Annotated in this window: 19 protein-coding genes; 17 read left to right on the forward strand and 2 right to left on the reverse strand. The window is 48.0% G+C overall.

Annotated elements, in window-relative coordinates:
• The first annotated feature begins 64 nt into the window (after positions 1 to 64).
• The 6 genes from ABC765_RS01530 (at position 65) to ABC765_RS01555 (ending at position 7,782) form a co-directional block, all read left to right on the forward strand.
• Positions 65 to 3,508 (forward strand): pyruvate carboxylase, encoded by a 3,444-nt coding sequence (locus ABC765_RS01530; RefSeq protein WP_347980570.1) that lies wholly within the window; start codon positions 65 to 67, stop codon positions 3,506 to 3,508.
• Between the two features lie 41 nt (positions 3,509 to 3,549).
• Positions 3,550 to 4,737, forward strand: a complete 1,188-nt coding sequence (locus ABC765_RS01535; protein ID WP_347980571.1) for a pyridoxal phosphate-dependent aminotransferase — start codon at positions 3,550 to 3,552, stop codon at positions 4,735 to 4,737.
• A gap of 108 nt (positions 4,738 to 4,845) precedes the next feature.
• Positions 4,846 to 5,397 carry a biotin transporter BioY gene (locus ABC765_RS01540; RefSeq protein ID WP_347980572.1) on the forward strand — a complete coding sequence of 184 codons (552 nt, stop codon included), beginning with the start codon at positions 4,846 to 4,848 and terminating at the stop codon, positions 5,395 to 5,397.
• Positions 5,398 to 5,412: 15 nt separating this feature from the next.
• Entirely contained in the window at positions 5,413 to 6,399 is a 987-nt protein-coding gene (locus tag ABC765_RS01545) for a biotin--[acetyl-CoA-carboxylase] ligase (RefSeq protein WP_347980573.1), read from the forward strand.
• A complete protein-coding gene (locus ABC765_RS01550) occupies positions 6,399 to 6,695 on the forward strand; it encodes a CHY zinc finger protein (protein WP_347980574.1) in 297 nt (98 codons plus the stop codon). Before ABC765_RS01545 ends, ABC765_RS01550 begins: the two co-directional genes overlap by 1 nt.
• Positions 6,696 to 6,819: 124 nt before the next feature.
• Entirely contained in the window at positions 6,820 to 7,782 is a 963-nt protein-coding gene (locus tag ABC765_RS01555) for a ketopantoate reductase family protein (protein ID WP_034541345.1), read from the forward strand.
• A 63-nt stretch (positions 7,783 to 7,845) separates the two neighbouring features.
• Here ABC765_RS01555 and ABC765_RS01560 read toward each other — a convergent pair whose 3' ends face one another.
• Complete coding sequence (locus ABC765_RS01560) at positions 7,846 to 9,774, reverse strand: ABC-F family ATP-binding cassette domain-containing protein (RefSeq protein WP_347980575.1); 1,929 nt, start codon at positions 9,772 to 9,774, stop codon at positions 7,846 to 7,848.
• 338 nt (positions 9,775 to 10,112) lie between these two features.
• Between ABC765_RS01560 and ABC765_RS01565 the strand changes: the two genes are divergently transcribed.
• From ABC765_RS01565 to ABC765_RS01600, 8 genes are all read left to right on the forward strand, one after another.
• Entirely contained in the window at positions 10,113 to 10,760 is a 648-nt protein-coding gene (locus ABC765_RS01565) for a redox-sensing transcriptional repressor Rex (protein WP_033934316.1), read from the forward strand.
• A gap of 233 nt (positions 10,761 to 10,993) precedes the next feature.
• Positions 10,994 to 11,278, forward strand: a complete 285-nt coding sequence (groES, locus tag ABC765_RS01570; protein WP_034541305.1) for a co-chaperone GroES — start codon at positions 10,994 to 10,996, stop codon at positions 11,276 to 11,278.
• 49 nt (positions 11,279 to 11,327) lie between these two features.
• Complete coding sequence (groL, locus tag ABC765_RS01575) at positions 11,328 to 12,950, forward strand: chaperonin GroEL (RefSeq protein ID WP_048345414.1); 1,623 nt, start codon at positions 11,328 to 11,330, stop codon at positions 12,948 to 12,950.
• 137 nt (positions 12,951 to 13,087) lie between these two features.
• Positions 13,088 to 14,689 (forward strand): APC family permease, encoded by a 1,602-nt coding sequence (locus tag ABC765_RS01580; protein WP_347980576.1) that lies wholly within the window; start codon positions 13,088 to 13,090, stop codon positions 14,687 to 14,689.
• A 116-nt stretch (positions 14,690 to 14,805) separates the two neighbouring features.
• Positions 14,806 to 16,644 (forward strand): APC family permease, encoded by a 1,839-nt coding sequence (locus ABC765_RS01585; RefSeq protein WP_039945966.1) that lies wholly within the window; start codon positions 14,806 to 14,808, stop codon positions 16,642 to 16,644.
• A 23-nt stretch (positions 16,645 to 16,667) separates the two neighbouring features.
• Positions 16,668 to 16,940 (forward strand): hypothetical protein, encoded by a 273-nt coding sequence (locus tag ABC765_RS01590; protein ID WP_180305017.1) that lies wholly within the window; start codon positions 16,668 to 16,670, stop codon positions 16,938 to 16,940.
• Between the two features lie 127 nt (positions 16,941 to 17,067).
• Positions 17,068 to 17,511, forward strand: coding sequence for a MarR family transcriptional regulator (locus ABC765_RS01595; RefSeq protein WP_347980577.1), 444 nt, complete (start codon positions 17,068 to 17,070; stop codon positions 17,509 to 17,511).
• The gene (locus ABC765_RS01600; RefSeq protein WP_347980578.1) at positions 17,480 to 18,874 is read left to right on the forward strand and encodes an MFS transporter; all 1,395 of its coding nucleotides are present in this window, start codon (positions 17,480 to 17,482) and stop codon (positions 18,872 to 18,874) included. The genes ABC765_RS01595 and ABC765_RS01600 overlap by 32 nt, the downstream gene beginning before the upstream one ends.
• 66 nt (positions 18,875 to 18,940) lie before the next feature.
• Here the strand turns inward: ABC765_RS01600 and ABC765_RS01605 are convergent, their stop codons facing one another.
• A complete protein-coding gene (locus tag ABC765_RS01605) occupies positions 18,941 to 19,582 on the reverse strand; it encodes a YigZ family protein (protein WP_347980579.1) in 642 nt (213 codons plus the stop codon).
• Positions 19,583 to 19,653: 71 nt separating this feature from the next.
• Here ABC765_RS01605 and ABC765_RS01610 point away from each other — a divergent pair, with 71 nt between their 5' ends.
• The 3 genes from ABC765_RS01610 (at position 19,654) to hpf (ending at position 22,551) form a co-directional block, all read left to right on the forward strand.
• Positions 19,654 to 21,003 (forward strand): helicase-related protein, encoded by a 1,350-nt coding sequence (locus ABC765_RS01610; RefSeq protein ID WP_347980580.1) that lies wholly within the window; start codon positions 19,654 to 19,656, stop codon positions 21,001 to 21,003.
• The gene (locus ABC765_RS01615; RefSeq protein ID WP_347980581.1) at positions 20,969 to 21,649 is read left to right on the forward strand and encodes a phosphoribosyltransferase family protein; all 681 of its coding nucleotides are present in this window, start codon (positions 20,969 to 20,971) and stop codon (positions 21,647 to 21,649) included. The genes ABC765_RS01610 and ABC765_RS01615 overlap by 35 nt, the downstream gene beginning before the upstream one ends.
• Positions 21,650 to 22,008: 359 nt before the next feature.
• Positions 22,009 to 22,551 (forward strand): ribosome hibernation-promoting factor, HPF/YfiA family, encoded by a 543-nt coding sequence (gene hpf / locus ABC765_RS01620; RefSeq protein WP_006500424.1) that lies wholly within the window; start codon positions 22,009 to 22,011, stop codon positions 22,549 to 22,551.
• The last annotated feature ends 94 nt before the right edge of the window (positions 22,552 to 22,645 follow it).

Genomic DNA, 22,645 nt, shown 5'->3' on the forward strand with positions numbered 1-22,645 from the left:
AATTTTGCCTTGAGGTAGGGAGAAAGTTCGTTACTGTTGACGATTGATCAAGGTGGTGTATTTCGTGAAGAAAGTTTTAATTGCCAATCGTGGCGAAATAGCAGTTCGGATCATTCGTGCCTGTCATGAGCTGGGCTTGAAGACGGTTGCTGTTTATGCCAAAGAAGATGAATACGGCGTCCATCGTTTCCGGGCGGATGAGGCCTATCAGATTGGCGCAGGTAAAAAGCCAATTGAGGCCTACCTGGATATGGATGACATTATTCGAGTCGCTAAGCAGACTGGTGCCGATGCGGTCCATCCTGGCTACGGTTTTTTAGCTGAAAATGAAGAGTTTGCGCAAAAATGTGCGGATAACGGCATTATCTTTATCGGGCCAACCGTTCGTCAGCTGCAGCTGTTTGGCGACAAGGTTGCGGCTAAGGAAGTTGCGGTCAAGGCAGGCTTAAAGACGATTCCAGGTACGGATGAGCCGGTCCAGTCAATTGATGAGGTTCGTGAATTCGCGCATACGCATGGCTATCCGATCATGATCAAGGCAGCCATGGGCGGCGGCGGTCGCGGGATGCGAATCGTTCACGATGATGATGAGCTCGATGGCGCCTACGATCGTGCCCGCAGCGAGGCCAAGCAGTCATTTGGCGATGATGAGCTTTACGTTGAAAAGTATCTGAAGAACCCTAAGCATATTGAAGTGCAGATTCTGGCTGACCAGCATGGGCACGTTATGCACCTGTTTGAGCGTGACTGCTCGGTTCAGCGACGGAATCAAAAAGTGATCGAGTTTGCGCCTAGTCTGGCCCTAAGCGAAGAACGACGCCAGGCAATCTGCCAGGCAGCCGTTAAGCTGATGGAAAGCGTGCACTATCAAAATGCCGGTACGGTTGAATTCCTGGTCACGGATGAGGACTTTTACTTTATTGAGGTCAACCCGCGGATTCAAGTTGAGCATACCGTTACGGAATTGATTACCGATGTCGACATCGTCCAGTCGCAGATTCTGATTGCCGATGGTGCCGATCTGTATCAGGATCTTGAGCTGCCGGCCCAGGATCAGCTGAAGTACAACGGCTACGGGATTCAATGCCGGGTAACGACTGAAGACCCAGAAAACAACTTTATGCCGGATACTGGCCGCATCGAAACCTATCGTTCACCTGGTGGGATGGGCGTACGGCTTGATGGGGGCAATGCCTATGCCGGGGCTGTAATCACGCCATACTTTGATTCGCTGCTGGTTAAGGCCTGCGTTCATGGTCGAACTTTTAAGTCAGCAGTCCGGCGTATGATTCGAGTGCTGCATGAGTTCCAGATTCGCGGCATTAAGACCAACATTCCGTTCATGCTCAACGTCTTGCATCATCCAGTCTTTGAGGCTGGTCAGGCGCATACGACGTTTATTGATCAGACGCCAGAGCTGTTCGATTTCAAACATGAAAAACCGGATGCAGCCAAGCAGCTGCTGACCTATGTTGGTGACGTTACCGTTAACGGCTTTAATGGCGTCAAGGCGCGCGAACAGGTTCATGCTGCCGAATTAAAGGCGCCAAAGATCAACCTTGAGCGTCATAATGGACTGCCAATCGTCAATGCCAAGGATATTCTGGATCGTGACGGAGCTGAGGCGGCAATGAAGTGGGTCAGCGCCCAAAAGCGGGTTCTGATCACTGATACGACGATGCGGGACGCGCACCAGAGTTTGTTTGCCACACGGATGCGGACCAAAGACATGCTGCCGATTGCCGACCTTTACGATCACGCCATGCCAAACGTCTTCTCAGCTGAAGTATGGGGCGGGGCAACCTTTGACGTGGCTTACCGCTTCTTAGGCGAGGATCCATGGCAGCGGCTGAAGATTCTGCGTGAAAAGATGCCGCATACCATGCTGCAGATGCTGTTGCGGGGATCGAACGCCGTTGGCTACAAGAACTATCCTGACAACGTCTTAAAGAAATTCATCGACAAGAGTGCTGAAGATGGCGTTGACGTCTTTCGAATCTTTGACAGCCTGAACTGGATCGAACAAATGCAAAAGAGCATTGAATACGTTCGGCAGACTGGCAAGATTGCTGAAGGGACGATGTGCTATACGGGCGACCTGCTCAGCCCAGACGAGCATAAATACACGCTGGACTACTACAAGACGCTGGCTGGTCAGCTGGTTGATGCCGGGGCCCAGATCATCGGCATCAAAGATATGGCTGGACTGCTCAAGCCACAGGCCGCCTATGAACTGATTGGCGAACTGAAGAGCAAGTATGACGTACCGGTTCACCTGCATACGCATGACACGACTGGCAATGGGGTTGCAACCTACGTTCAGGCTACCAGAGCCGGCGTTGACGTGGTTGACGTAGCTTCCAGCGCGCTTTCGGGAACGACGAGTCAGCCAAGCATGAGCAGTTTCTACTATGCTTTAGCTGGTAATGAACGGCAGCCAGAACTGGATATTGAAACGGTTGAAAAGATCAATGACTACTGGGCACAGGTCAAGCCGCTCTACCAAGACTTCATGAACGGCATTACGTCACCACAGACCGACATTTATCAAACGGAGATGCCTGGTGGCCAATACTCCAACCTGCAGCAGCAGGCTAAGTCGCTGGGACTGGACGACTTTGATGAGGTTAAGGCCAAGTATCGTGAAGTTAATGCCCTGCTTGGCGATATCGTTAAGGTTACGCCAAGTTCTAAGGTAGTCGGCGATCTGGCCATCTTTATGATCCAAAACGGCCTGAATGCCGAAAACATTATCGAACGCGGCGAAACGCTCGACTTCCCAGAATCCGTAGTCAACTTCTTTGCAGGTGATCTTGGTCAGCCATATGGCGGTTTTCCAAAGCAGCTGCAAAAAGTCGTCTTAAAGGATCACCCAGCGATTACGGTTCGTCCCGGCAGTCTGGCACAGCCAGTTGACTTTGATCAGATGACCAAGGAACTGGCTGAGCAGCTGAAGCGCCAGCCAACCGCTGAAGAAGTCATCAGCTATGTACTGTACCCAGACGTTTATCTTGATTATGTCAAGCGCAATCGTCAATATGGCAAGATCGGCGTCCTGGACACGAATACGTTCTATCAAGGAATGCGCCCAGGCGAAAAGATCTACGTCAATCTGCGGCCGGGTCGTACGGAGATTCTTGAGCTCAATACGGTTTCTGACATGGACGTTGACGGCAACCGCCACTTACTGTTCTCCGAAAACGGTCAGCAGCTGGTCTTGACGGTCAAGGATCAGACACATGCGGCCACGGCCAAGGTCAGCGTGCCAAAAGCCGATCCGCACGATCCAGGTCAGATTGGGATGCCGCTTAATGGGACGGTCGTTGACGTGATGGTCGAAAACGGTCAAGAAGTCAAGAAGGGCCAGACGCTGGTCGTAACCGAGGCCATGAAGATGGAAACAACGATCAAGGCCTCGTTTGACGGTAAGATTGATAAAGTCTATGCCAAGGCCGGCTCGACGATGGAAAGCCAAGACCTGCTGATTCAAATGAGTCCTTTAAGCTAATACAGCTTGACAGTATTAATTTATAAAGCGAGGTTAAAACAGTGGAAATTTCAGAACGCGTAAGCAACATTCAACCCTCAGCAACGCTGGCTTTGTCTGGCAAGGCCAAGGCAATGAAGGCGCAAGGCATTGACGTCTTGAACCTTTCAATCGGTCAGCCAGATTTCAATACGCCTAAGCACATCGGACAGGCTGCGATTAAGGCAATTGAGTCTGGCAAGGTTGATTTTTACACCGCGGCAGCCGGCATTGAGCCGTTAAGAAAAGCAATCGCCGATAAAGAAAACGCCGATCATGGCACAGACTTCACGGCGGATAACGTGGTAGTAATGAATGGTGCTAAAATGACGCTGTACGCCCTGGGACAAGCACTGTTTGATGAAGGCGACGAGGTCTTGATTCCTTTGCCATACTGGGTAACCTATGGCGAACAGGTTAAGCTGGCCGGTGCCAAGCCAGTCTTTGTAAAACCGGCAGCTGGTCGCCTGACCGTTGTTCCTGAAGAATTAGAAGCCGCGCGAACGCCTAAGACGAAGGCCATGATCTTAAACACGCCTAACAATCCATCTGGTGCCGTCTACACGCGCGAACAATTGCAGGCGATTGGCGACTGGGCCGTTGAGCATGATATTATCGTGATTGCTGACGATATCTATGGCAAGCTGGTCTATAACGGGACCAAGTTTGTCTCGCTGCTGGACCTGTCACCAGCGATCCGTAAGCAGACGATTCTGGTTAATGGGATGTCTAAGACCTACTCGATGACCGGCTGGCGCGTTGGCTATGCCATTGCTGACGAACAGGTAGTCAAGGGTCTGAAGACGTTCTTGAGTCATGCAGCCGGCAACATGGCAGCCGTCAGTCAATATGCCGCTTTGGCAGCTGTTACCGGTGATCAGGCCTGTGTTGAAGAAATGCGCGCTACCTATGAGGAACGCATCAACACGCTTTATCCGTTATTAAACGAGATTCCAGGCTTTAAGCTGGATGTAAAGCCGGCCGGAGCTTTCTATGCCTTCCCTGACGTCAGCGAAGCCGTTAAGCTGACCGGTTTTGCCTCGACTGATGAGTTTGTCAACGCGCTGCTCGATGAGGCTCACGTGGCAGTCGTTCCGGGCGCGGCCTTTGGAATGGATGATCATGTACGGATCAGCTATGCAACCAGCATGGATGTCTTAAAAGAAGCGGTTCAACGAATTCAAGCCTTTATGGCAGACCACCAAAAATAATCGATCAATAACCAATGAGCTCAGTTCTAATTTGAGCTGGGCTCTTATTTTAAAATTCTTGTAACCCTAAATTTAAGATAAGGGTTACAAGTTGAAAGAAGGAATAAAATGAAACGTCAAAATATTGTTCATTTAACGCAGACCGCCTTGATGACGGCAATCTTAATCGTTTTAGGCATGATCCCAGGTATTCCGCTAGGGTTTATTCCGGTCCCAATCGTACTGCAGAATATGGGGGTCATGATGGCCGGTGAGATTCTGGGGCCGAAAGAAGGAACGACCTCAGTGGCTCTGCTTCTGCTGTTAGTTGCGGTTGGCTTTCCTTTCTTGACTGGCGGCAGCGGGGGAATTGCCGTTTTTGCCGGTCCAACTGGAGGCTACCTTTTGGCCTGGCTGTTTGCACCGCTTTTGATCAGCAGTCTGCGGCAGCGTTTTGGCAGTCATTGGAATTGGTGGCAGGAATTTTTGATGATCGTGCTGGCCGGCGTGCTGTTTATTGATGTTACGGGATCTGTTTGGCTCAGCTGGCAGTCGCACATCAAGCTGACGGCGGCATTGATGTCCAATCTGGCATTTATTCCTGGCGACCTGATCAAAGCCGGCGTGGCAGTAGCCGTTGCTCGTCAGCTGCGGCGTGTACCAGTATTGAATCTTGGCTAGAAAAGAGGAATCGCAATGGGGACTAAAGATGAGCTGCTTAAAATTTTCTTGCTTAATGAGCAGCAATGGATTTCAGGCAGTCAGCTGGCGGAGCGCTTAAAGATCAGTCGCGAAAGCATCTGGAAAGGCGTCGCTGCCCTGCGCAGGCAAGGACACCAGATTGAGAGTCAGCGAGCGCTTGGCTATCGATATTTAGGAACGGATCATTTGGATGCAGCGGTAATCAAGATGCAGACTCGCGATGAATTTAATGGCGAGATTCATACGGCATCAAGCATTGATTCAACGCAAAACTGGGCTAAGCAGTATCTCAGCAGTCATCAGCCCAGCCAGCCAGTCGCGTTTTTAGCTGATCAGCAGACGGCCGGCTATGGCAGACGCGGCCGCCAGTTCTATTCGCCGCAAAAGACAGGCTTGTATTTTAGCTTGGTTTTGCCGCATAATCCAATGAGCGCGCTGCCTAAAATTGGCCTTTTAACAACCGGAGTCGCCGTTGCAGTTGGTCGAGTACTGAAGCAAACCTTTCCTGATCGTGATTTTTCATATAAGTGGGTTAATGATATCTATATGAACGGTCACAAAGTCTGCGGTATTCTGACTGAGGCAACGCTGGAACTGGAATCGGCATCGTCGGCAGCATTAATTGTAGGAATCGGGATTAATCTATCGACCGTCGATTTTCCGGCGGCAGTGGCTCAAAAAGCCGGCAGCATTGCCCCTAGGCAGATCATTGATCGAAATCAGCTGGCTGCCAGGCTTTTGGTTGCAATCATGAACGTTTATAGTGAATACGATTCAGGAAAATTCCTGCCAGAGTATCGGGCTCATTCGTTGGTCTTGAATCGGCCAGTCGTCTTAAAAATCGGCAATGATGAAGCAGTTGGCAAAGCCGTCGACATTGACGATCAAGGCGGCCTGGTATTGGAGTTGGCAGATGGCACGAAAAAGTCGTTTATCAGCGGCGAGGTGACCAAGGTTGATCTGCCAGGGATGACGTCATAATGGAAATTCACGGTTTAGATTTAGATCAGGCTGGCCGCTGTCGGCACTATCACTTGGCAGTTGACGTTGCGGCCTTGAAATGCAGTCGTTGCCAAAAATACTATGCCTGCTATCGATGTCATGATGCTTTAGAAAACCATCATTTCATGGCCTGTGAGCGAGACAACTGGCCAGTCTTATGCGGTGTCTGTGGCTGCTTGATGCAGTTTGCACAATATCAGCAGGGAAGCTGTCCGCGCTGTGGGCATGATTTTAATCCTGGCTGCCATCGTCACTGTCGGATCTATTTTAAATAACAGGTTTTTCTCATTGATTTTTAATTAAAATAAGATTAGAATATAAGGCGTTGATTAAGAAGTGAAATAAATCAGGCCCAATGACATGTTTTAATTAAGTTTTAGGAAAGGATCAGTGATTGAGATGACGCTGCGATATACGGTTTTAGGTGCAGGTGCGATGGGATTGCGCTTTGGGGTGCTGCTGCAGGAAAATGCGGGTGCGCAGGTTGATTTTGTCGACAACTGGGCACCCGAAGTTGAAACCATCAAAAAACAAGGTGGGGTCTATGTTTCCCGTGACCATGAAAATCGGCATCTGGTTCCGGTCAATATTTATTCACCAGAAGAGTATCAAGGCGAGCCAGACGTTTTTATCGTTTTTGCCAAGCAGATGACGCTGCAGGACCTCTTAGAGCGCTCGGCCCATTTCTTTAAGCCAGAAAAGCAGTACGTTTTTTCAGGCATGAATGGGATGGGTCACGTTGAAAAACTAAACAAGTATTTTCCCAAAGAGCATGTTTTAGCCGGAACCTGTCTGATCGGGACTGTGCTAAACAAGGCTGGCGACGTTGATTTTATTGGCAAGCCAGGTGCTGGATCAATCAATGTTGCCAACGAAACGGAAAAGCCGGATGAGCGCACGCATGAGATCATTGCCGACTTTAAGGCTGCCAATCTGAATCCGACTTTGACGACCAACTTCTTGGGAACTTTGATGACCAAGGTTGTCTTTAACTCGGTTGTCAATACGATCTGTACGCTGTTTGAGATTCAGATGGGTCAGTTTATCGATTATCCTGGTGCTGAACGGCTGAGCAAACAATTGATTAATGAAGCCTATGACGTGACTGAACGAGCTGGCATCAAGCTGCTCAATGATCGTGAGACCGAATGGAAGACGGTTGAATACGTCAGCCGCGTCGGCAATCCACTGCACTATCCTTCAATGTATCAGGATATGCATAATGGTCGAAATACCGAAGTCGACTACATCAATGGCTACATTTACGAATTAGGCAAAAAGTACGACTATGAAGCCACGACGCATGACTTTCTGCGCGGCTTGGTTCATTTGGCGGAAAATACGCGTAAGTTCCGTCAATAAAAAGACCGCTGGATCAAATCTGGTCCAGCGGTCTTTATTTATGTTGATCGGCAGCGTATATGCTTATTGATTTTCTTGATCAAATATCTCCAGGGCTTCGGCGGCTTCAGTCCATTGCAGCTCAACGTCTTCGCTTTGGGCTTTTAAGGCATCCAGCTTTTTTTGCAGATCGGTCAGCTGAGCGATGTCGACGGCGATTTCAGGCTTGGCCATCTCAGCTTCGATCGCGGCCTGCTTGGTCTCCAGTTCCCCCATCTGATTTTCTAATTGATCGACCTGCCGCTGCAGCTTGCGTCGGGCACGCTGAGTTTCTTTGCTTTGCTGATAGGAAAGCTGACCGGTTGACTGTTTGACTTTGGCTGCTGGCTGTGTCTGCTGCTCCAGTTTTGCCTGTTGGGTCAGATAGTCGTCGTAGTTTCCTTCATAATGCGTCATGTTATGAGCCGTCATATATAGGATATCGGTAGCGACCTGGTTTAAGAAGTAGCGGTCGTGCGAGATAAACAGAACCGTCCCATCAAATTCGTTAATGGCTGTTTCCAAGACTTCGCGGCTGTCAATGTCCAAGTGGTTGGTTGGCTCATCCAGGATCAAAAAGTTGATTGGCATAAATGAAAGCTTGGTCAGCTCCAGACGTGCCTTTTCCCCACCTGAAAGCGCGCTGACCGGTTTGTAGACGTCATCGCCAACAAATAGAAAACTGCCCAGAAGCGAGCGAATGTCTTTTTCGGAAACTTCAGGATGGTCGTCCCAGACTTCTTCTAAAACGGTCTTTTCAGGATGCAACTGCTGCTGTTCCTGGTCGTAGTAGCCGATTTCCAGATTAGCGCCGAATTTGATCGTCCCGCTAAGTTTAGGAATCTTTTTCAAAAGCGTCTTTAAAAGCGTTGATTTGCCAATTCCGTTTGGACCGATAATACCGACGCGCTGACCTTTGCGAACCTTAAACGACAATGGGCCAGCCAGCTTTTGATCTTGATAGCCGATATTGAGTTCATCGACATCCAAGACCTCGTTGCCCGAAGCGTGGTCACTGTGGAATTGAAAATGAATCGAGGAATCATCGGTAGTCGGCCGCTCCAAGCGATCCATTTTTTCCAGCTGCTTGCGGCGAGCCTGGGCACGTTTGGTAGTTGAAGCTCTTACGATGTTGCGATTGACAAAATCCTCCAGCTTGGCAATTTCTTTTTGCTGCTGCTCATAATGCTTCCATTCAGCCTGCAGCCGTTCACGCTTATGGGTTACGAACTGCGTATAGTTGCCGGTATAGTGGATCAGCGTATGATTGTCAAGATCGTAAACGTCGGTGACTACGCGATCTAAGAAGTAGCGGTCGTGAGAGACAATCAAAAGTGCGCCCTGATAGCTTTTAAGATAGTCTTCCAGCCAGCTTAAGACGCCCATGTCCAAATGATTGGTTGGTTCGTCTAGGATCAAAAGGTTGGGTGACTGCAGCAGAATCTTTGCCAGGGCCAGCTTGGTTTTTTGACCGCCAGAAAGCGCATTGACTGAAGTATCATACATTGCTTCATCAAAACCAAAACCGTGCAGTACTCCTCGCATGCGAGACGCATATTCATAGCCGCCCTGTTTTTTGAACTGCTCGGATAAACGGTCATAGCTTGCTAAAACGTCTTGGTAGTCCGTAGCTTTAGGCGTCAGTGTCCCCAGTTGATTCTCCAGTTCATGCAGCTGTCTTTCCATTTCGTGTAAAGGAGCAAAGACGCTGTCTAATTCGGTCCAGATTGAGTTTTGGCTGTCAAGTCCTTGATTCTGAGCCAGGTAGCCAATCGTCAGGTCGCGGGCGTGAGTAACCGTGCCTTCGTCAGGTTCAGTTAAACCGGCAATGATTTTCAAGAAGGTCGTTTTGCCCGCACCGTTGCGTCCGACCAATGCAGTTCGGCCATGTTCTTGAATCTGCATATTCATATTATGAAACAAAACATCGCTGCCAAAGCGACGTTCAACATTATTGGTTTGCAATAGCAGCATAATTCAACCTCATTTTTTAAAGTAGATAGTCAGTTAAGATTGTAGCACAAGATCAGACCAGGTCGCGAGCTGGAGAACAGGACTGATTAGTAATGTTAAATTTTGAATTAATGTCGCAAAAAATCACTTGTCATTGTCAAAACATCCATGATCAGCTGATGACATGGATTTCACAAATCATTAATGGACATGCAGTGAAGCCTGTAGCATAATAGAGAACATGTTTAAATAAAAATCGATTCTTTTCTTGGAAAATAGTTCACAAACTTTAGCGGAGTTGTTAAAATGATTAAGGAATAATTTTCACAAACTAGAATCTGAATTGGAGGAATCTATTAATGGCAACGCGTAAAATTCCCCGTGCCACGGCTAAGCGGTTGCCGGTCTACTATCGGTATCTGAACGTTTTGCTTAATGCCAATAAACGGCGCGTCTCATCGACTGAATTATCAGAGGCGGTTAAAGTTGATTCGGCAACGATTCGACGCGACTTTTCCTATTTTGGCGAATTGGGCAAGCGCGGCTATGGCTATGATGTGGAAAAGCTTTTGAACTTTTTCAAGGGTATCTTGAATCAAGATAAGCTGACCAGTGTGGCTTTGGTTGGGGTCGGCAGTCTGGGCAGCGCCTTGATGAACTACAATTTCCACCAAAGCACCAATCTGCGAATCAGCGCGGCTTTTGATCCTAAACCAGCCTTAGCAAATACCGTTAAGAGTGGGATTCCTGTCTACCCGGTTGGCGAGATGAAAAAGCAGCTGCAAGAACAGCAGATTGATGTCGTTATTTTAACGGTGCCTGGCGAAAAGTCGCAGGCTGTTACTGATGAGCTGGTCGAAGCCGGAGTTCATGGTATCTTGAACTTTACGCCGGTTCGTCTGTCAGTGCCAAAAGACGTTCAGGTACAAAATATTGACCTGACCAATGAACTGCAGACTCTGATCTACTTTATTGAAAATAACAATACTAAAGACAGTCAAAAATAACTCAACGCATGGCGAGCAATCGTCATGCGTTTTTTGATAAAAAGTCAAAAAGTCAAAATGCCGTTAGAATGGCAACTAAAGCGATTTCTATAAAATAATAGTCAAAATTGGTCAAAATAATTGTTGCATTTTAGCAAGATCATGATATAGTAGATCATGTAATTAGCACTTGGGTGATAAGAGTGCTAAAAAGAATATCTGAATTATTAATGATGATTGATGGAGGGATTAACGTGTTAAAACCATTAGGAGATCGCGTTGTTCTTAAAGCGGAACAAGCTGAAGAAAAGACGGTTGGCGGAATTGTCCTGGCTAACAATGCCAAGGATAAGCCAACGACGGGTACGGTTGTAGCAGTCGGCGAAGGCCGTTACCTGGACAATGGTCAAAAAGTTGCTCCAGCCGTTAAGGAAGGCGACCGCGTCCTGTTTGACAAGTACGCAGGCAATGAAGTCGAATACAATGGTGAAAAGTACCTGGTCGTTCGTGAAAAAGACCTGGTTGCCATCGTTGACTAAATAGACTTGTTTTCGCATTCGATCAATATTAATGAGGTGAAAATCTAAAATGGCAAAAGAAATTAAGTTTTCTGAAGATGCACGCAAGGCAATGCTGCGTGGGGTAGACAAGCTGGCCAACACGGTTAAGACGACGATCGGTCCTAAGGGTCGCAATGTTGTTTTGGAACAAAGCTATGGCGCGCCTACGATTACTAACGATGGGGTTACGATCGCCAAGAACATTGAATTGGAAGACCACTTTGAAAACATGGGCGCCAAGCTTGTTTCTGAAGTTGCTTCCAAGACCAACGACAACGCCGGTGACGGTACGACGACGGCAACCGTTTTGACGCAAGCCATCGTTAACGCTGGGATGAAGAACGTTGCTGCCGGTGCTAACCCAGTTGGCATTCGTCGCGGTATCGACAAGGCTACCAAGGCTGCCGTTGAAGAACTGCACAAGATGAGTCATGAAGTGCAAAGCAAGGATGACATTGCGCAAATTGCCTCCATCTCTGCTGCCAACCCTGAAGTCGGTGAACTGATTGCCGATGCCATGGAAAAGGTTGGCCACGATGGCGTAATCACGATTGAAGACAGCCGTGGCGTTGACACGACGGTTGACGTGGTTGAAGGGATGAGCTTTGACCGCGGCTACATGTCTCAATACATGGTAACCGACACGGACAAGATGGAATCTGATCTGGACAATCCATACATTCTGATCACTGACAAGAAGATTGGCAACATTCAAGACATTCTGCCATTGCTGCAGGCTGTTGTTCAAGAAGGCCGCTCGCTTTTGATCATTGCTGACGACATTACCGGTGAAGCTCTGCCAACCTTGGTATTGAACAAGATTCGCGGGACGTTCAACGTTTGCGCGGTTAAGGCGCCAGGCTTTGGCGATCGTCGTAAGGCTCAATTGCAGGATATCGCCATTTTGACTGGTGGTACCGTAATCTCTGATGACCTGGGCATGAGCTTAAAGGATGCTACGATTGCTCAACTTGGTTCTGCCAACAAGGTTACCGTAACCAAGGACAACACGACGATCGTTGACGGCAACGGTGCTAAGGATGCAATTGCTGAACGAGTTGAACAGATCAAGCAGGCAATTGCCAACACGACTTCTGAATTCGACAAAGAAAAGCTGCAGGAACGTCTGGCCAAGCTGTCTGGCGGGGTTGCCGTAATCAAGGTCGGTGCTGCTACTGAAACGGAACTCAAGGAAAAGAAGTACCGCGTTGAAGATGCTTTAAACGCTACGCGGGCTGCCGTTCAAGAAGGCTTCGTACCTGGTGGTGGTACTGCTTTGATCAACGTAATTCCTGCCTTGGAAAACGTTGAAACCGAAAGCGACGATGAAGCAACGGGTGTCAACATCGTTAAGAAGGCATTGGAGGCCCCAGTTCGTCAAATCGCTGAAAACGCTGGTGTTGAAGGCTCAATCATCGTTAACCGTTTGAAGAGCGAAAAGCCAGGCATCGGCTACAACGCTGCCATTGACAAGTATGAAGACATGGTTGCGGCCGGCATCGTTGACCCTACCAAGGTTACGCGCTCGGCACTGCAAAACGCTGCTTCGGTATCAGCAATGCTTTTGACTACTGAAGCCGTTGTTGCTGATAAGCCAGAACCAAAGAATGATCAGCCAGCTGCTCCTCAAGGCGGCGCCGGTATGATGTAATCCATTGCCAAACAATGAATAAAAAGCGTCTCAACATTATTGAGGCGCTTTTTTGCGTTTAGTGACTGCTTAGTGGTATTCTGTTAGGTATGTCCATTCAAACCAATGGACGCTATTTTATTTAGTGGAGTATTTTTATGTCATCAAAAATGCCTAGTCAGAAAATGTCTTTAACATCAGTCATTTTACTGGCTCTGAATTCATTGATCGGATCCGGATGGCTGTTTGGTGCTGGCGAGGCGGCTAGGATTGCCGGGCCAGCAGCAGTCATCTCTTGGATTTTAGGGGCGATCATCATCATGGTGATTGCTTTTAATTACGTTGAACTGGGTGCGATGTTTCCTGAAAGCGGCGGGATGAGTCGCTACGCTCAGTACAGTCATGGCCCGCTTTTAGGTTTCATAGCGGCTTGGGCCAACTGGGTCTCCTTGATTACACTGATCCCCATCGAAGCGGTGGCTTCAGTACAATATATGAGCTCATGGCCATGGAGCTGGGCTAATTGGACGCTCAGATTTGTCAGTCAAGGCAGCATTACCAATCAAGGACTGCTGGTGGTCTTTGCGTTTATGATCGTTTTTACGCTGATCAATTTCTGGTCAGTTAAGATCTTGACGCATTTTACTGGTTTGATCTCGATTTTTAAGCTGCTGATGCCAACCTTGACGATCATCGTGTTAATGCTGAGTGGTTTTCACACTAGTAATTTCGGCCAAAGCATCCATGAGTTTATGCCTTATGGCAGCCGTTCGATTTTTGAAGCGACTACGGTAGCCGGAATTATTTTTTCTTATGATGCCTTCCAGACGGTTGTCAATCTGGGTGGTGAAATGAAGGATCCACAAAAAAACATTTACCGTGGCGTCGTAATCTCATTGACGATTACGGCAGTATTATATGTTCTGCTGCAGATTACCTTTGTAGGAGCAGTTAAGCCATCGCTGTTAACGGCGCACGGCTGGCATGGTATTGATTTTGCCTCGCCATTTGCGGATCTGGCAATCTTAATGGGAATCAATTGGCTGACGATTCTGTTGTATATTGATGCGTTCGTCTCGCCATTTGGCACCGGGGTTGCTTTTGTTACCAATGCTTCCAGAACGCTGGCGGCAATGGCACGCGGTGATCATTTGCCAGCCTGGCTGGGACGACTTCAGCGCCGCTATATGGTACCTCGCTTTGCTATGATCGTTAATCTGATTCTGGCAGCGGTTTTGGTCTGCATTTTCCGTAATTGGAGCGCGCTTGCCAGCGTCATTTCGGCCTCGACTTTGATTGCCTATCTGACTGGACCGGTAGCTGCGGTTGCCCTTAGAAGAATTGCACCCGATCTTAAGCGGCCGTTTAAGCCCCGTTCTTTAAAATGGATGGCGCCTTTGTCGTTTGTCTTGACCAGCCTGGCGATCTATTGGGCAATGTGGCCAACGACGATTGAGGTAATTTTTGTGATCTGTTTGGGTCTGCCAATCTATGCTTATTATGAGATTCGCTATCATCACGCTTCATGGAAGATCCAGCTGAAGGGCTGTGGCTGGCTGCTGGGCTACCTGCTGTTTATCTCGGTGATGTCTTATCTGGGCAGCGCTGGCTTTGGCGGTCAGAACTGGATTCAGTATCCGTTTGATTTTGTCGTGATCATTTTGTGCTCGCTGGTATTTTACTGGTGGGGCATCAACAGCAGCGTTGAAGGTGAAGATCTTGTATTGGGACGGCGCGTCAATGCTCATGTTGATCAGTAAAAAACAATTTTCTAAAACTGTTGCGTGATCAATCTGCCCTGGGTGGTATTAACCATTTACGTGGTGTAGAATAACTGTTGACTTTATATTTTAATAGAGTGAAGGAGAAAAAGAATATGTGGCGGTATTTAAAACGCGTCCTCATTGGCAAGCCCTTGAAGACGCTGGATGAAGGCCAGGCCCATTTAACAAAGTTTAAAGCTTTGGCCTTGTTATCGTCGGATGCTTTATCATCCGTTGCTTATGGTACTGAACAGATTACAACCGTTTTGGTAACGCTGTCGGCGGCGGCAATCTGGTACTCATTGCCGATTGCAGCGCTGGTTTTGATTCTGCTGGTAGCAATTACGCTTTCCTATCGGCAGATTATCAATGCCTATCCCAGTGGTGGCGGTGCCTATGTCGTAGCCACTGAAAACTGGGGCCGGACGGGTGGCTTGGTTGCCGGCGGGTCGCTGCTGGTTGACTATATGCTGACGGTTGCGGTTTCGACGACTTCTGGTACGGAAGCGATTGTTTCTGCGGTTCCGCAGCTTTATAAGTATTCGGTACCGATCTCGGTGATTATCGTCCTCTCGATTATGATTCTGAATCTGCGGGGATTGAGCGACAGTGCCAATTTCTTAACGGTTCCGGTATACTTCTTTATTATCATGATTACCGCGATGATCATCTGGGGCTTTTTCAATATTGCGACTGGTCATCTGACCTATCATGCAACGGCCTCGTTTGGAACGCCGGTTGCCGGGATGTCGGCGGTCCTGTTTATTCGGGCTTTTTCAGCCGGTTCTTCCTCATTGACCGGGGTTGAAGCTATTAGTAATGCCGTACCTAACTTTAATGAGCCCAAAAAGAAGAATGCTGCTAATACTTTAGCAATTATGAGTCTGATTCTGGCAGCCTTCTTTGGTGGGATTACGTTCTTCAGCTACTACTTCGGTATCGTGCCAAATTCCCATGCTACCGTGCTTTCGCAGATTGGTTCCGTAATCTTTAATGGCCACGGGATTGGATTTTATCTGCTGCAGCTTTCTACGGCGATGATTCTGGCCGTAGCTGCCAATACCGGTTTTTCAGCCTTTCCGATCCTGGCTTTTAATATGGCTAAAGACAAGTACCTGCCACATGCCTTTATGGATCGCGGGGATCGCTTAGGGTACTCTAATGGAATCATTGCCTTAGCCATTGGTGCGATCGTAATGATCTTGATCTTCCATGGTAAGACTAATATGCTGATTCCTTTGTATGCAGTTGGCGTTTTCGTTCCGTTTACGCTTTCGCAGTCTGGGATGATCATTCACTGGTTCCGACACCGACAAGGACACTGGCTGGGCAAGTCGACGATCAATCTGGTTGGGGCACTGATCTCGGCATGTCTGGTGGTCTTCTTGTTCTGGCAGCACTTCGGCAATGTTTGGCCATACCTGATCATCATGCCGGCTTTGCTGTTTATGTTCTACAAGATTCATAACCACTATATTAAAGTTGGCATGCAGCTGCGAATTGCGGAAAAAACCAAAGTTCAGCTGCATGACTATGATGGCTCGACGGTGATTGTGCTGATCGGTAACGTTACGCGGGTTACCAAAGGCGCCATCAACTACGCCCGGTCGATTGGCGATTACGTAATTGCCATGCACGTTTCGTTTGATGAGAACCCCGGCAAGGAACACAAGACGGCTAACGAGTTTAAGGCAGAATATCCTGACGTGCGGTTTGTTGATATTCATTCCTCATACCGTTCGATTGCTAAACCGACGCTGCGTTTTGTCGATGTCGTTGCTAAAAGGGCTGCGGCCAAGAACTATTCAACAACGGTTCTGGTACCGCAGTTTATTCCAAACAAGCCTTGGCAGATGGCACTGCATAACCAGACCAGCGTCAGACTGCGGGCTGCTTTAAATTCACGCGAAAACATCGTGGTCTCAAGTTACAACTATCACCTGCATGAATAGATGAGCGGGATGGTTTTAAGCCAATGGAAAAATTTTTTAAAAATCGGCAATGGCTATGGGCAGCGATGGGAGCAATCGGTATTTTTCTGATTTCGAGTTTTTCGATTCGTCATCAGCATTTTGTCTCCGATCTGGGCGGCTTTTTAGGCTGTCTGTTACTGGTTGGTGCCTATCTGGGGTTCAACTGGCCAAAGATCAAGCAGCACGATGTAAAAACCATTGCTTCCATGAAACTGATCTTAGTCCTGGTCGCAATTTTAATTGTGTTAGAAGCAGTGCAGCAGCTGCTGGGTTAATTTGAAAGAACTGGCATTGAAGCATCAATGCCAGTTTTTTTAGCATTGAGTTTATGATTTTATTTTGACATTTGGCCAATCAGATTCTAGTATGAAAATGTTAGTTGGCTAACAAAAGGAGAGGCATATGCACTATTTAGAAAAACAATTGCATCAGACTGCCAATCATCTGGCTTGGCAGTTTGACCAATTTGCTGCTGAATATGATTTAACGGGACAGCAGCTTTCTACGATTGACTTCCTGGCTAATCAGCCGCAGTGGCAAAGTACGCAGCATGCAATCGAAGTAGAATTTAATATTAAGCGTTCAACGACGACTAAAATGCTGCAGCGAATGGAAAAAGCGGGACTGATTGTCAGAAAGACGGCCAATCAGGATCGCCGCAGTAAAATCGTTGCCTTGACGCCACCAGCCAAGAAACTGGCTAAAACGGCCCAACAATATCTAAAAATGCGTCAGCAGCGCTTGGAAAAACGGTTCTTGCCTCAAGAACTGGCAACATTTGAACAAATTTTGGCATATCTGCAGGAAAAGAGTGATGTTGGTGAAACAAACGGAAAAAATCAATAAGCAGGTCTACGCGGCGATCTTGGCAACGGGATTGATGTCGTTTAGCGGCGTGATCGTGGAAACGGCGATGAACATAACCTTTCCCACTTTAATGCGCGAGTTTGATATTGCAACGAATACGGTTCAATGGATGACCTCAATCTATCTTTTGATCGTGGCAATCATCGTACCGCTGTCGGCAGTCTTGAAGCAGTCTTTTACAACCAAAAGCCTGTTTTTATGCGCCAACCTTTTGTTTATCATTGGTGCCTTGATTGATGCCTTAGCGGGAAATTTTGCTTTTCTGCTGATGGGGCGGGCAATTCAAGGGATTGGGACCGGGATTGCCTTGCCATTGATGTTTAATATCATATTGGAGCAGGTACCGCAAAGCAGGATTGGCTTTATGATGGGACTGGCCAATATGATTACCGGGATCGCGCCGGCAATCGGGCCAACTTTTGGCGGGGTTGTCGTCAGCAGCCTGGGTTGGCGCTGGGTCTTTTACTTTTTGCTGCCGTTGCTGCTGGTCTCATTAGGACTGGGAATCTGGGGCATTCAGCAAAAATCAGCGATTCAGCGCCAAAAAATTGACGGGATCAGTTTTGCTGGCATTGCCATGATGTTTACTGGCTTGGTTTTTGGCTTCAGCAACCTTAGCAGTGGTAAGCTGTTCAGCTGGCAGGTTGGCGGCTCGCTATTGTTTGGCCTGCTTGGCATGATGATCTTGATTGCACGTTCCCTTAGGATTACGACGCCAATCTTGAATCTAAAGCTATTTAAGAATCATACCTTTTCTGGTCATGTGCTGGGCTTTTTCCTGACGCAGATCATCTCACTGGGCTTTGCCTTTTTATTGCCTAACTATATTCAGCTGGTCAATGGCAATTCAGCGCTGCTGGCTGGAATGCTGGTCTTGCCAGCCGGATTCGTCGGTGCGTTTTTTGGCCCGTTTGGCGGCCGCATGCTGGATAAGTATGGACCGCGCAAGCCGATTCTGGCTGGTTTTGCCAGCTGTGTATTTTCATTGACGCTGTTTGCGGTCTTTAGTCGCCATTTGGATAACACGTTCATTATGCTGATCTATATTTTTTATATGGGCGGCATGGGGCTCTGCATGGGATGTGTCATGACCAGTGCCTTGAACGCGCTGCCATTTGATGAGCGGACGCAGGGCAATGCCATTATGAATACGCTGCAGCAGTTTGCTGGTGCAATGGGAACTTCGCTGTCGGCAACGGTGGTGGCTCAGAGTCAGAATCACCTGCGGATTGGAACGGCCAACGCCACGGCAATTGGAACCCAGCATGCGTTTATTATGCTGCTGATTTTTGGCCTGATCGTATGGCTGAGCTACTTTGAATCAGTTCCTAAAGCAGACTAAGCCAGCCAGCCAAACCAAAACAGCCTTGTCAGTGGAGAATTCCATGCTGGCAGGGCTGTTTTGCAATTATTGTTTTTGATAGGGCAGTTCATGAATCCGAGTTGGCCCTTTTTTGATCGTCAATTGGTCGTTAAAACGCTCAGTCAGCTGATTCAGTCGTTCCTCAAGCTGGGATTCGTCAACATAGACACTGACGATTACGCTGGCGCCGTATTCTTCTTCGGCAATTTCCAGGTTTGCCTGTTTCAAATAATAAAGCAGCGAGTCATGCAGTGAATAGGCGACATCAATCTTTAAAATTGCCTGCTCAACGCGCTCAACCAAACCGGCCTGCTCGATTGCCTGAGAGACTGAATTGCTGTAAGCCCGGATCAAGCCGCCAGCTCCCAGCTTAATGCCGCCAAAGTAGCGCGTTACTACTGCCAAGACGTTATGCAGCTGATTTGCCTTGAGCGCCTCCAGCATTGGCACGCCGGCAGTTCCGCTTGGCTCGCCATTATCGCTTTCTCGCTGAATCTGATCATGGTCGCCGATCAGGTAGGCAAAGCAGTTGTGAGTTGCCTTGCGATGCAGCTTATTGATCTTGGTAATTGCTGCTTGGGCCTGTTCTTCTGATTCAACGCGAAACAGGCTGCAGATAAAACGAGATTTTTTGATGATAATCTCATTGGTCGTATCTTGGGCAATGGTTAAAAATGGCGCGGTCATAAAAATTCCTCTTTGTTGATTTGATTTGAATCCATGCAATTTGGCATATGGTATCTTAAGGAGGCTTTAAAATGATTGAAGACTATTTTGGCCGGCGGGTCCTGGTGCCAATCGTTGACATGCCAAGTAAGCCATCAGCTAAAATTGAGATCTTACCAACGATCAAGATTGTAAAAAACGCGGCTGTCTGTCAGCGATGTGGTGCCAAAAGCAGGTTGACAGATGCCGCATTGCCAAAGCATGAGTATTATTGTCCAGTTTGTTTGAATCTGGGACGAGTTGATACATTGAGTAAATTTTACCATGTTGCCGAGCCAAATCAATTTAGTGCACCATATCCGCAGTTGATTTGGCAGGGAAAACTGTCGCCGCTGCAGTCTGAAGTTGCTGAAACGGTAACGGCGAGCATGCGGCAGCACGAAAAGCGTTTGATATGGGCGGTAACGGGGGCCGGTAAGACGGAAATGATGTTTAAGGGTCTGGCTGATCGTCTGCAGGCAGGTGAGCGGATTGCCTGGGCCTCGCCGCGAGTTGACGTTTGTCTGGAGATTTATCCCCGTTTGAACAAGGCTTTTCAAAACTGTAAGATCGCACTGTTATACGGCCACGCCAAAGAAGCCTATTGCTACCGGCAGCTGACTGTTTGTACCACCCATCAGCTGCTGCGCTTTTATCATGCATTTGACAACTTGATCATTGATGAGGTCGATGCATTTCCGTTTGCTGCCAATCCACGGCTTTTTTTGGCAGCGCATAATGCCGTCAAGCCAAATGGAGGCATGATCTTTTTAACGGCCACGCCTGGACGAGAATTGTTAAATGCGGTCAGCAGGGGACGATTGGCGGTCAGCTATCTGCCTTTACGCTATCATGGACATCTGCTGCCAATGCCTAAGGTCAGTCTGGTTATCAACTGGCGTCGTCAGCTGCAGGCGGGTCATCTGCCGATCAGAGTCAAACAGATGCTTTTGCATGAGATTAAAGCTCATCAGCATTTTTTGCTCTTTGTGCCGCATGTCAAGGATCTGCCGATAATTAAAACGGCCCTGCAAAACGACTTGACAACGAGTAAATTTGCGACCGTTCATGCCAGTGATCCGCTGCGTCAAGAAAAGGTTCAAGCGATGCGTGAGCAAAAATATCTTTTTTTGGTGACTACCTCGATTTTGGAGCGGGGCGTTACGTTTCCAGGAATCGATGTGATGATTCTAGGCGCTGATGATGAAGTGTTTTCCGCATCGGCACTGGTTCAGATGGCTGGCCGAGCTGGTCGTGCCAAAGAACGCCCTACCGGCACCGTCTGTTTTTTCGTGGGTGCAATGAGTCGACGCGTCCGTGAAGCATTGCGCCAGATTGCCTATATGAATCAAAGGGGGGCGCGGCTGCTTGCTAAAATGCCTTCTTTGCGGCGCGACGATTGAGAGCCGGCCGACTTTAAAACAGCTGCTGCTGCCCGGAAAGCTGCCTGAGCCGCACATCTGTTTACAGTGCCGCAGTCGTCTCTTGTTGCGATCAAACGCGCATCCCTGTCCTGGTTGCGGACGAATGCTGGCGCCGAAAGAATCGATCTGTTGGGAATGCCGGCAATGGCAAAGTCAATATGGCTGGCTGCTGAATAATCACAGTCTGTATGTCTATAACGATCTTATGCGGGAATTTATGAAAAAATTTAAGTTTCAAGGCGACTATGGCCTGCGCTTTGTTTTTCAAGAGACGTTTAATCATTTTCTGCAGGAGTTTGCATATGATGTCTTAGTGCCGATTCCAATCTCGCCGCATACCTGGAAAACGCGCGGCTTTAATCAGACGACGGCACTGCTGACACTGCCTTATACTGAGGCCTTAAAAACGATTGCGGATAATAAGCAAACACAATCAGCCAAAACACGGGAAGAACGTCTAAAAACACCACAGATTTTTGAATTAATGAATCCGCAGAAAATTGCTCATCAGCGGGTTTTGCTGGTTGATGACGTGTATACCACTGGTCGCACGCTGTATCATGCGGCCGTACTGTGCCGACAGGCCGGCTGTCAGACCGTTATCAGCGCGACGCTGGCCAGTTAAGATTCTGTAAACGATTACAAATTGAATTTGTCTATTAGAGCAAATTCATCTATAATAGAAATAGGATATGAGAAGAGTGGTCCTTCTGATATCAATCAGAACAAGCTTTTTGCTTGGACTGGAAGGAGATGAATATCTGTTGGCAAATCTGGCGAACATTGCGTAATAGCAGATAAATGGCGCAAGCAACCAAGCCATTTTGAAATAGCTGCGGCAGAGGCTATCGCCGTAGACAGCTGCTTGAGGCAAGAGCAGTCGTCTTAGGAGTCATTGACAGGCAGAATCACTCGTCAGTGGTAAACGCAGTGGACGCGAGTGAATCGCGTTAAGCGTCAGCATTTGGATAACAGAGAAGTGCAATGCTAAAATTCAATATTCGTGGTGAAAACGTCGAAGTTACCGAATCGATTCGCGACTATGTCATCAAGCGGATCAGCAAACTGGAAAAGTTCTTCGAAGATAACGTTGAGGCAAATGCGCACGTTAATCTGAAGGTCTACCCTAACAAGACCTTCAAAGTTGAAGTAACGATTCCGCTCCCATACTTAACGCTGCGGGCGGAAGAAACTTCCAGCGACATGTACGGCAGCATTGACTTGGTTACCGACAAGCTGGAACGTCAAATCCGTAAGTACAAGACCAAGGTTAACCGCAAGTCCCGTGAAAAGGGCTACAAGAACATGGACTTTGTACCTGATGTTGAAGACGAACCAGTCAGTGACGATTTAAAGATCGTACGGACCAAGCAAATCTCCTTGAAGCCAATGGACCCAGAAGAAGCTGTCTTACAAATGGACATGCTGGGACATGACTTCTTTGTCTTTGAAGACGCTGAAACCAATGGCACCAGCGTTGTATACCGTCGTAAGGATGGTCGCTACGGTCTGATTGAAATCAACTAGTCCGTAAACAGCGGAAAGGAATGGCATTTTTAGCCGTTCCTTTTTTATTTGGTCCGAGATTTTCATTGATGGGGCCTGGTTGAACAGTTTCATG

Source organism: Limosilactobacillus sp. WILCCON 0051, assembly GCF_039955095.1.
GTDB lineage: Bacteria > Bacillota > Bacilli > Lactobacillales > Lactobacillaceae > Limosilactobacillus > Limosilactobacillus allomucosae.

Bases quoted from the DNA above. Each gene is read 5' to 3' on its own strand.
- ABC765_RS01580 (WP_347980576.1), top strand. From the start codon at position 13,088: ATGTCATCAAAAATGCCTAGTCAGAAAATGTCTTTAACATCAGTCATT.
- ABC765_RS01600 (WP_347980578.1), top strand. From the start codon at position 17,480: ATGTTGGTGAAACAAACGGAAAAAATCAATAAGCAGGTCTACGCGGCG.
- ABC765_RS01540 (WP_347980572.1), top strand. From the start codon at position 4,846: ATGAAACGTCAAAATATTGTTCATTTAACGCAGACCGCCTTGATGACG.
- hpf (WP_006500424.1), top strand. From the start codon at position 22,009: ATGCTAAAATTCAATATTCGTGGTGAAAACGTCGAAGTTACCGAATCG.
- ABC765_RS01550 (WP_347980574.1), top strand. From the start codon at position 6,399: ATGGAAATTCACGGTTTAGATTTAGATCAGGCTGGCCGCTGTCGGCAC.
- groL (WP_048345414.1), top strand. From the start codon at position 11,328: ATGGCAAAAGAAATTAAGTTTTCTGAAGATGCACGCAAGGCAATGCTG.
- ABC765_RS01555 (WP_034541345.1), top strand. From the start codon at position 6,820: ATGACGCTGCGATATACGGTTTTAGGTGCAGGTGCGATGGGATTGCGC.
- ABC765_RS01565 (WP_033934316.1), top strand. From the start codon at position 10,113: ATGGCAACGCGTAAAATTCCCCGTGCCACGGCTAAGCGGTTGCCGGTC.
- ABC765_RS01560 (WP_347980575.1), bottom strand. From the start codon at position 9,774: ATGCTGCTATTGCAAACCAATAATGTTGAACGTCGCTTTGGCAGCGAT.
- ABC765_RS01590 (WP_180305017.1), top strand. From the start codon at position 16,668: ATGGAAAAATTTTTTAAAAATCGGCAATGGCTATGGGCAGCGATGGGA.
- ABC765_RS01545 (WP_347980573.1), top strand. From the start codon at position 5,413: ATGGGGACTAAAGATGAGCTGCTTAAAATTTTCTTGCTTAATGAGCAG.
- ABC765_RS01610 (WP_347980580.1), top strand. From the start codon at position 19,654: ATGATTGAAGACTATTTTGGCCGGCGGGTCCTGGTGCCAATCGTTGAC.
- ABC765_RS01605 (WP_347980579.1), bottom strand. From the start codon at position 19,582: ATGACCGCGCCATTTTTAACCATTGCCCAAGATACGACCAATGAGATT.
- ABC765_RS01585 (WP_039945966.1), top strand. From the start codon at position 14,806: ATGTGGCGGTATTTAAAACGCGTCCTCATTGGCAAGCCCTTGAAGACG.
- ABC765_RS01595 (WP_347980577.1), top strand. From the start codon at position 17,068: ATGCACTATTTAGAAAAACAATTGCATCAGACTGCCAATCATCTGGCT.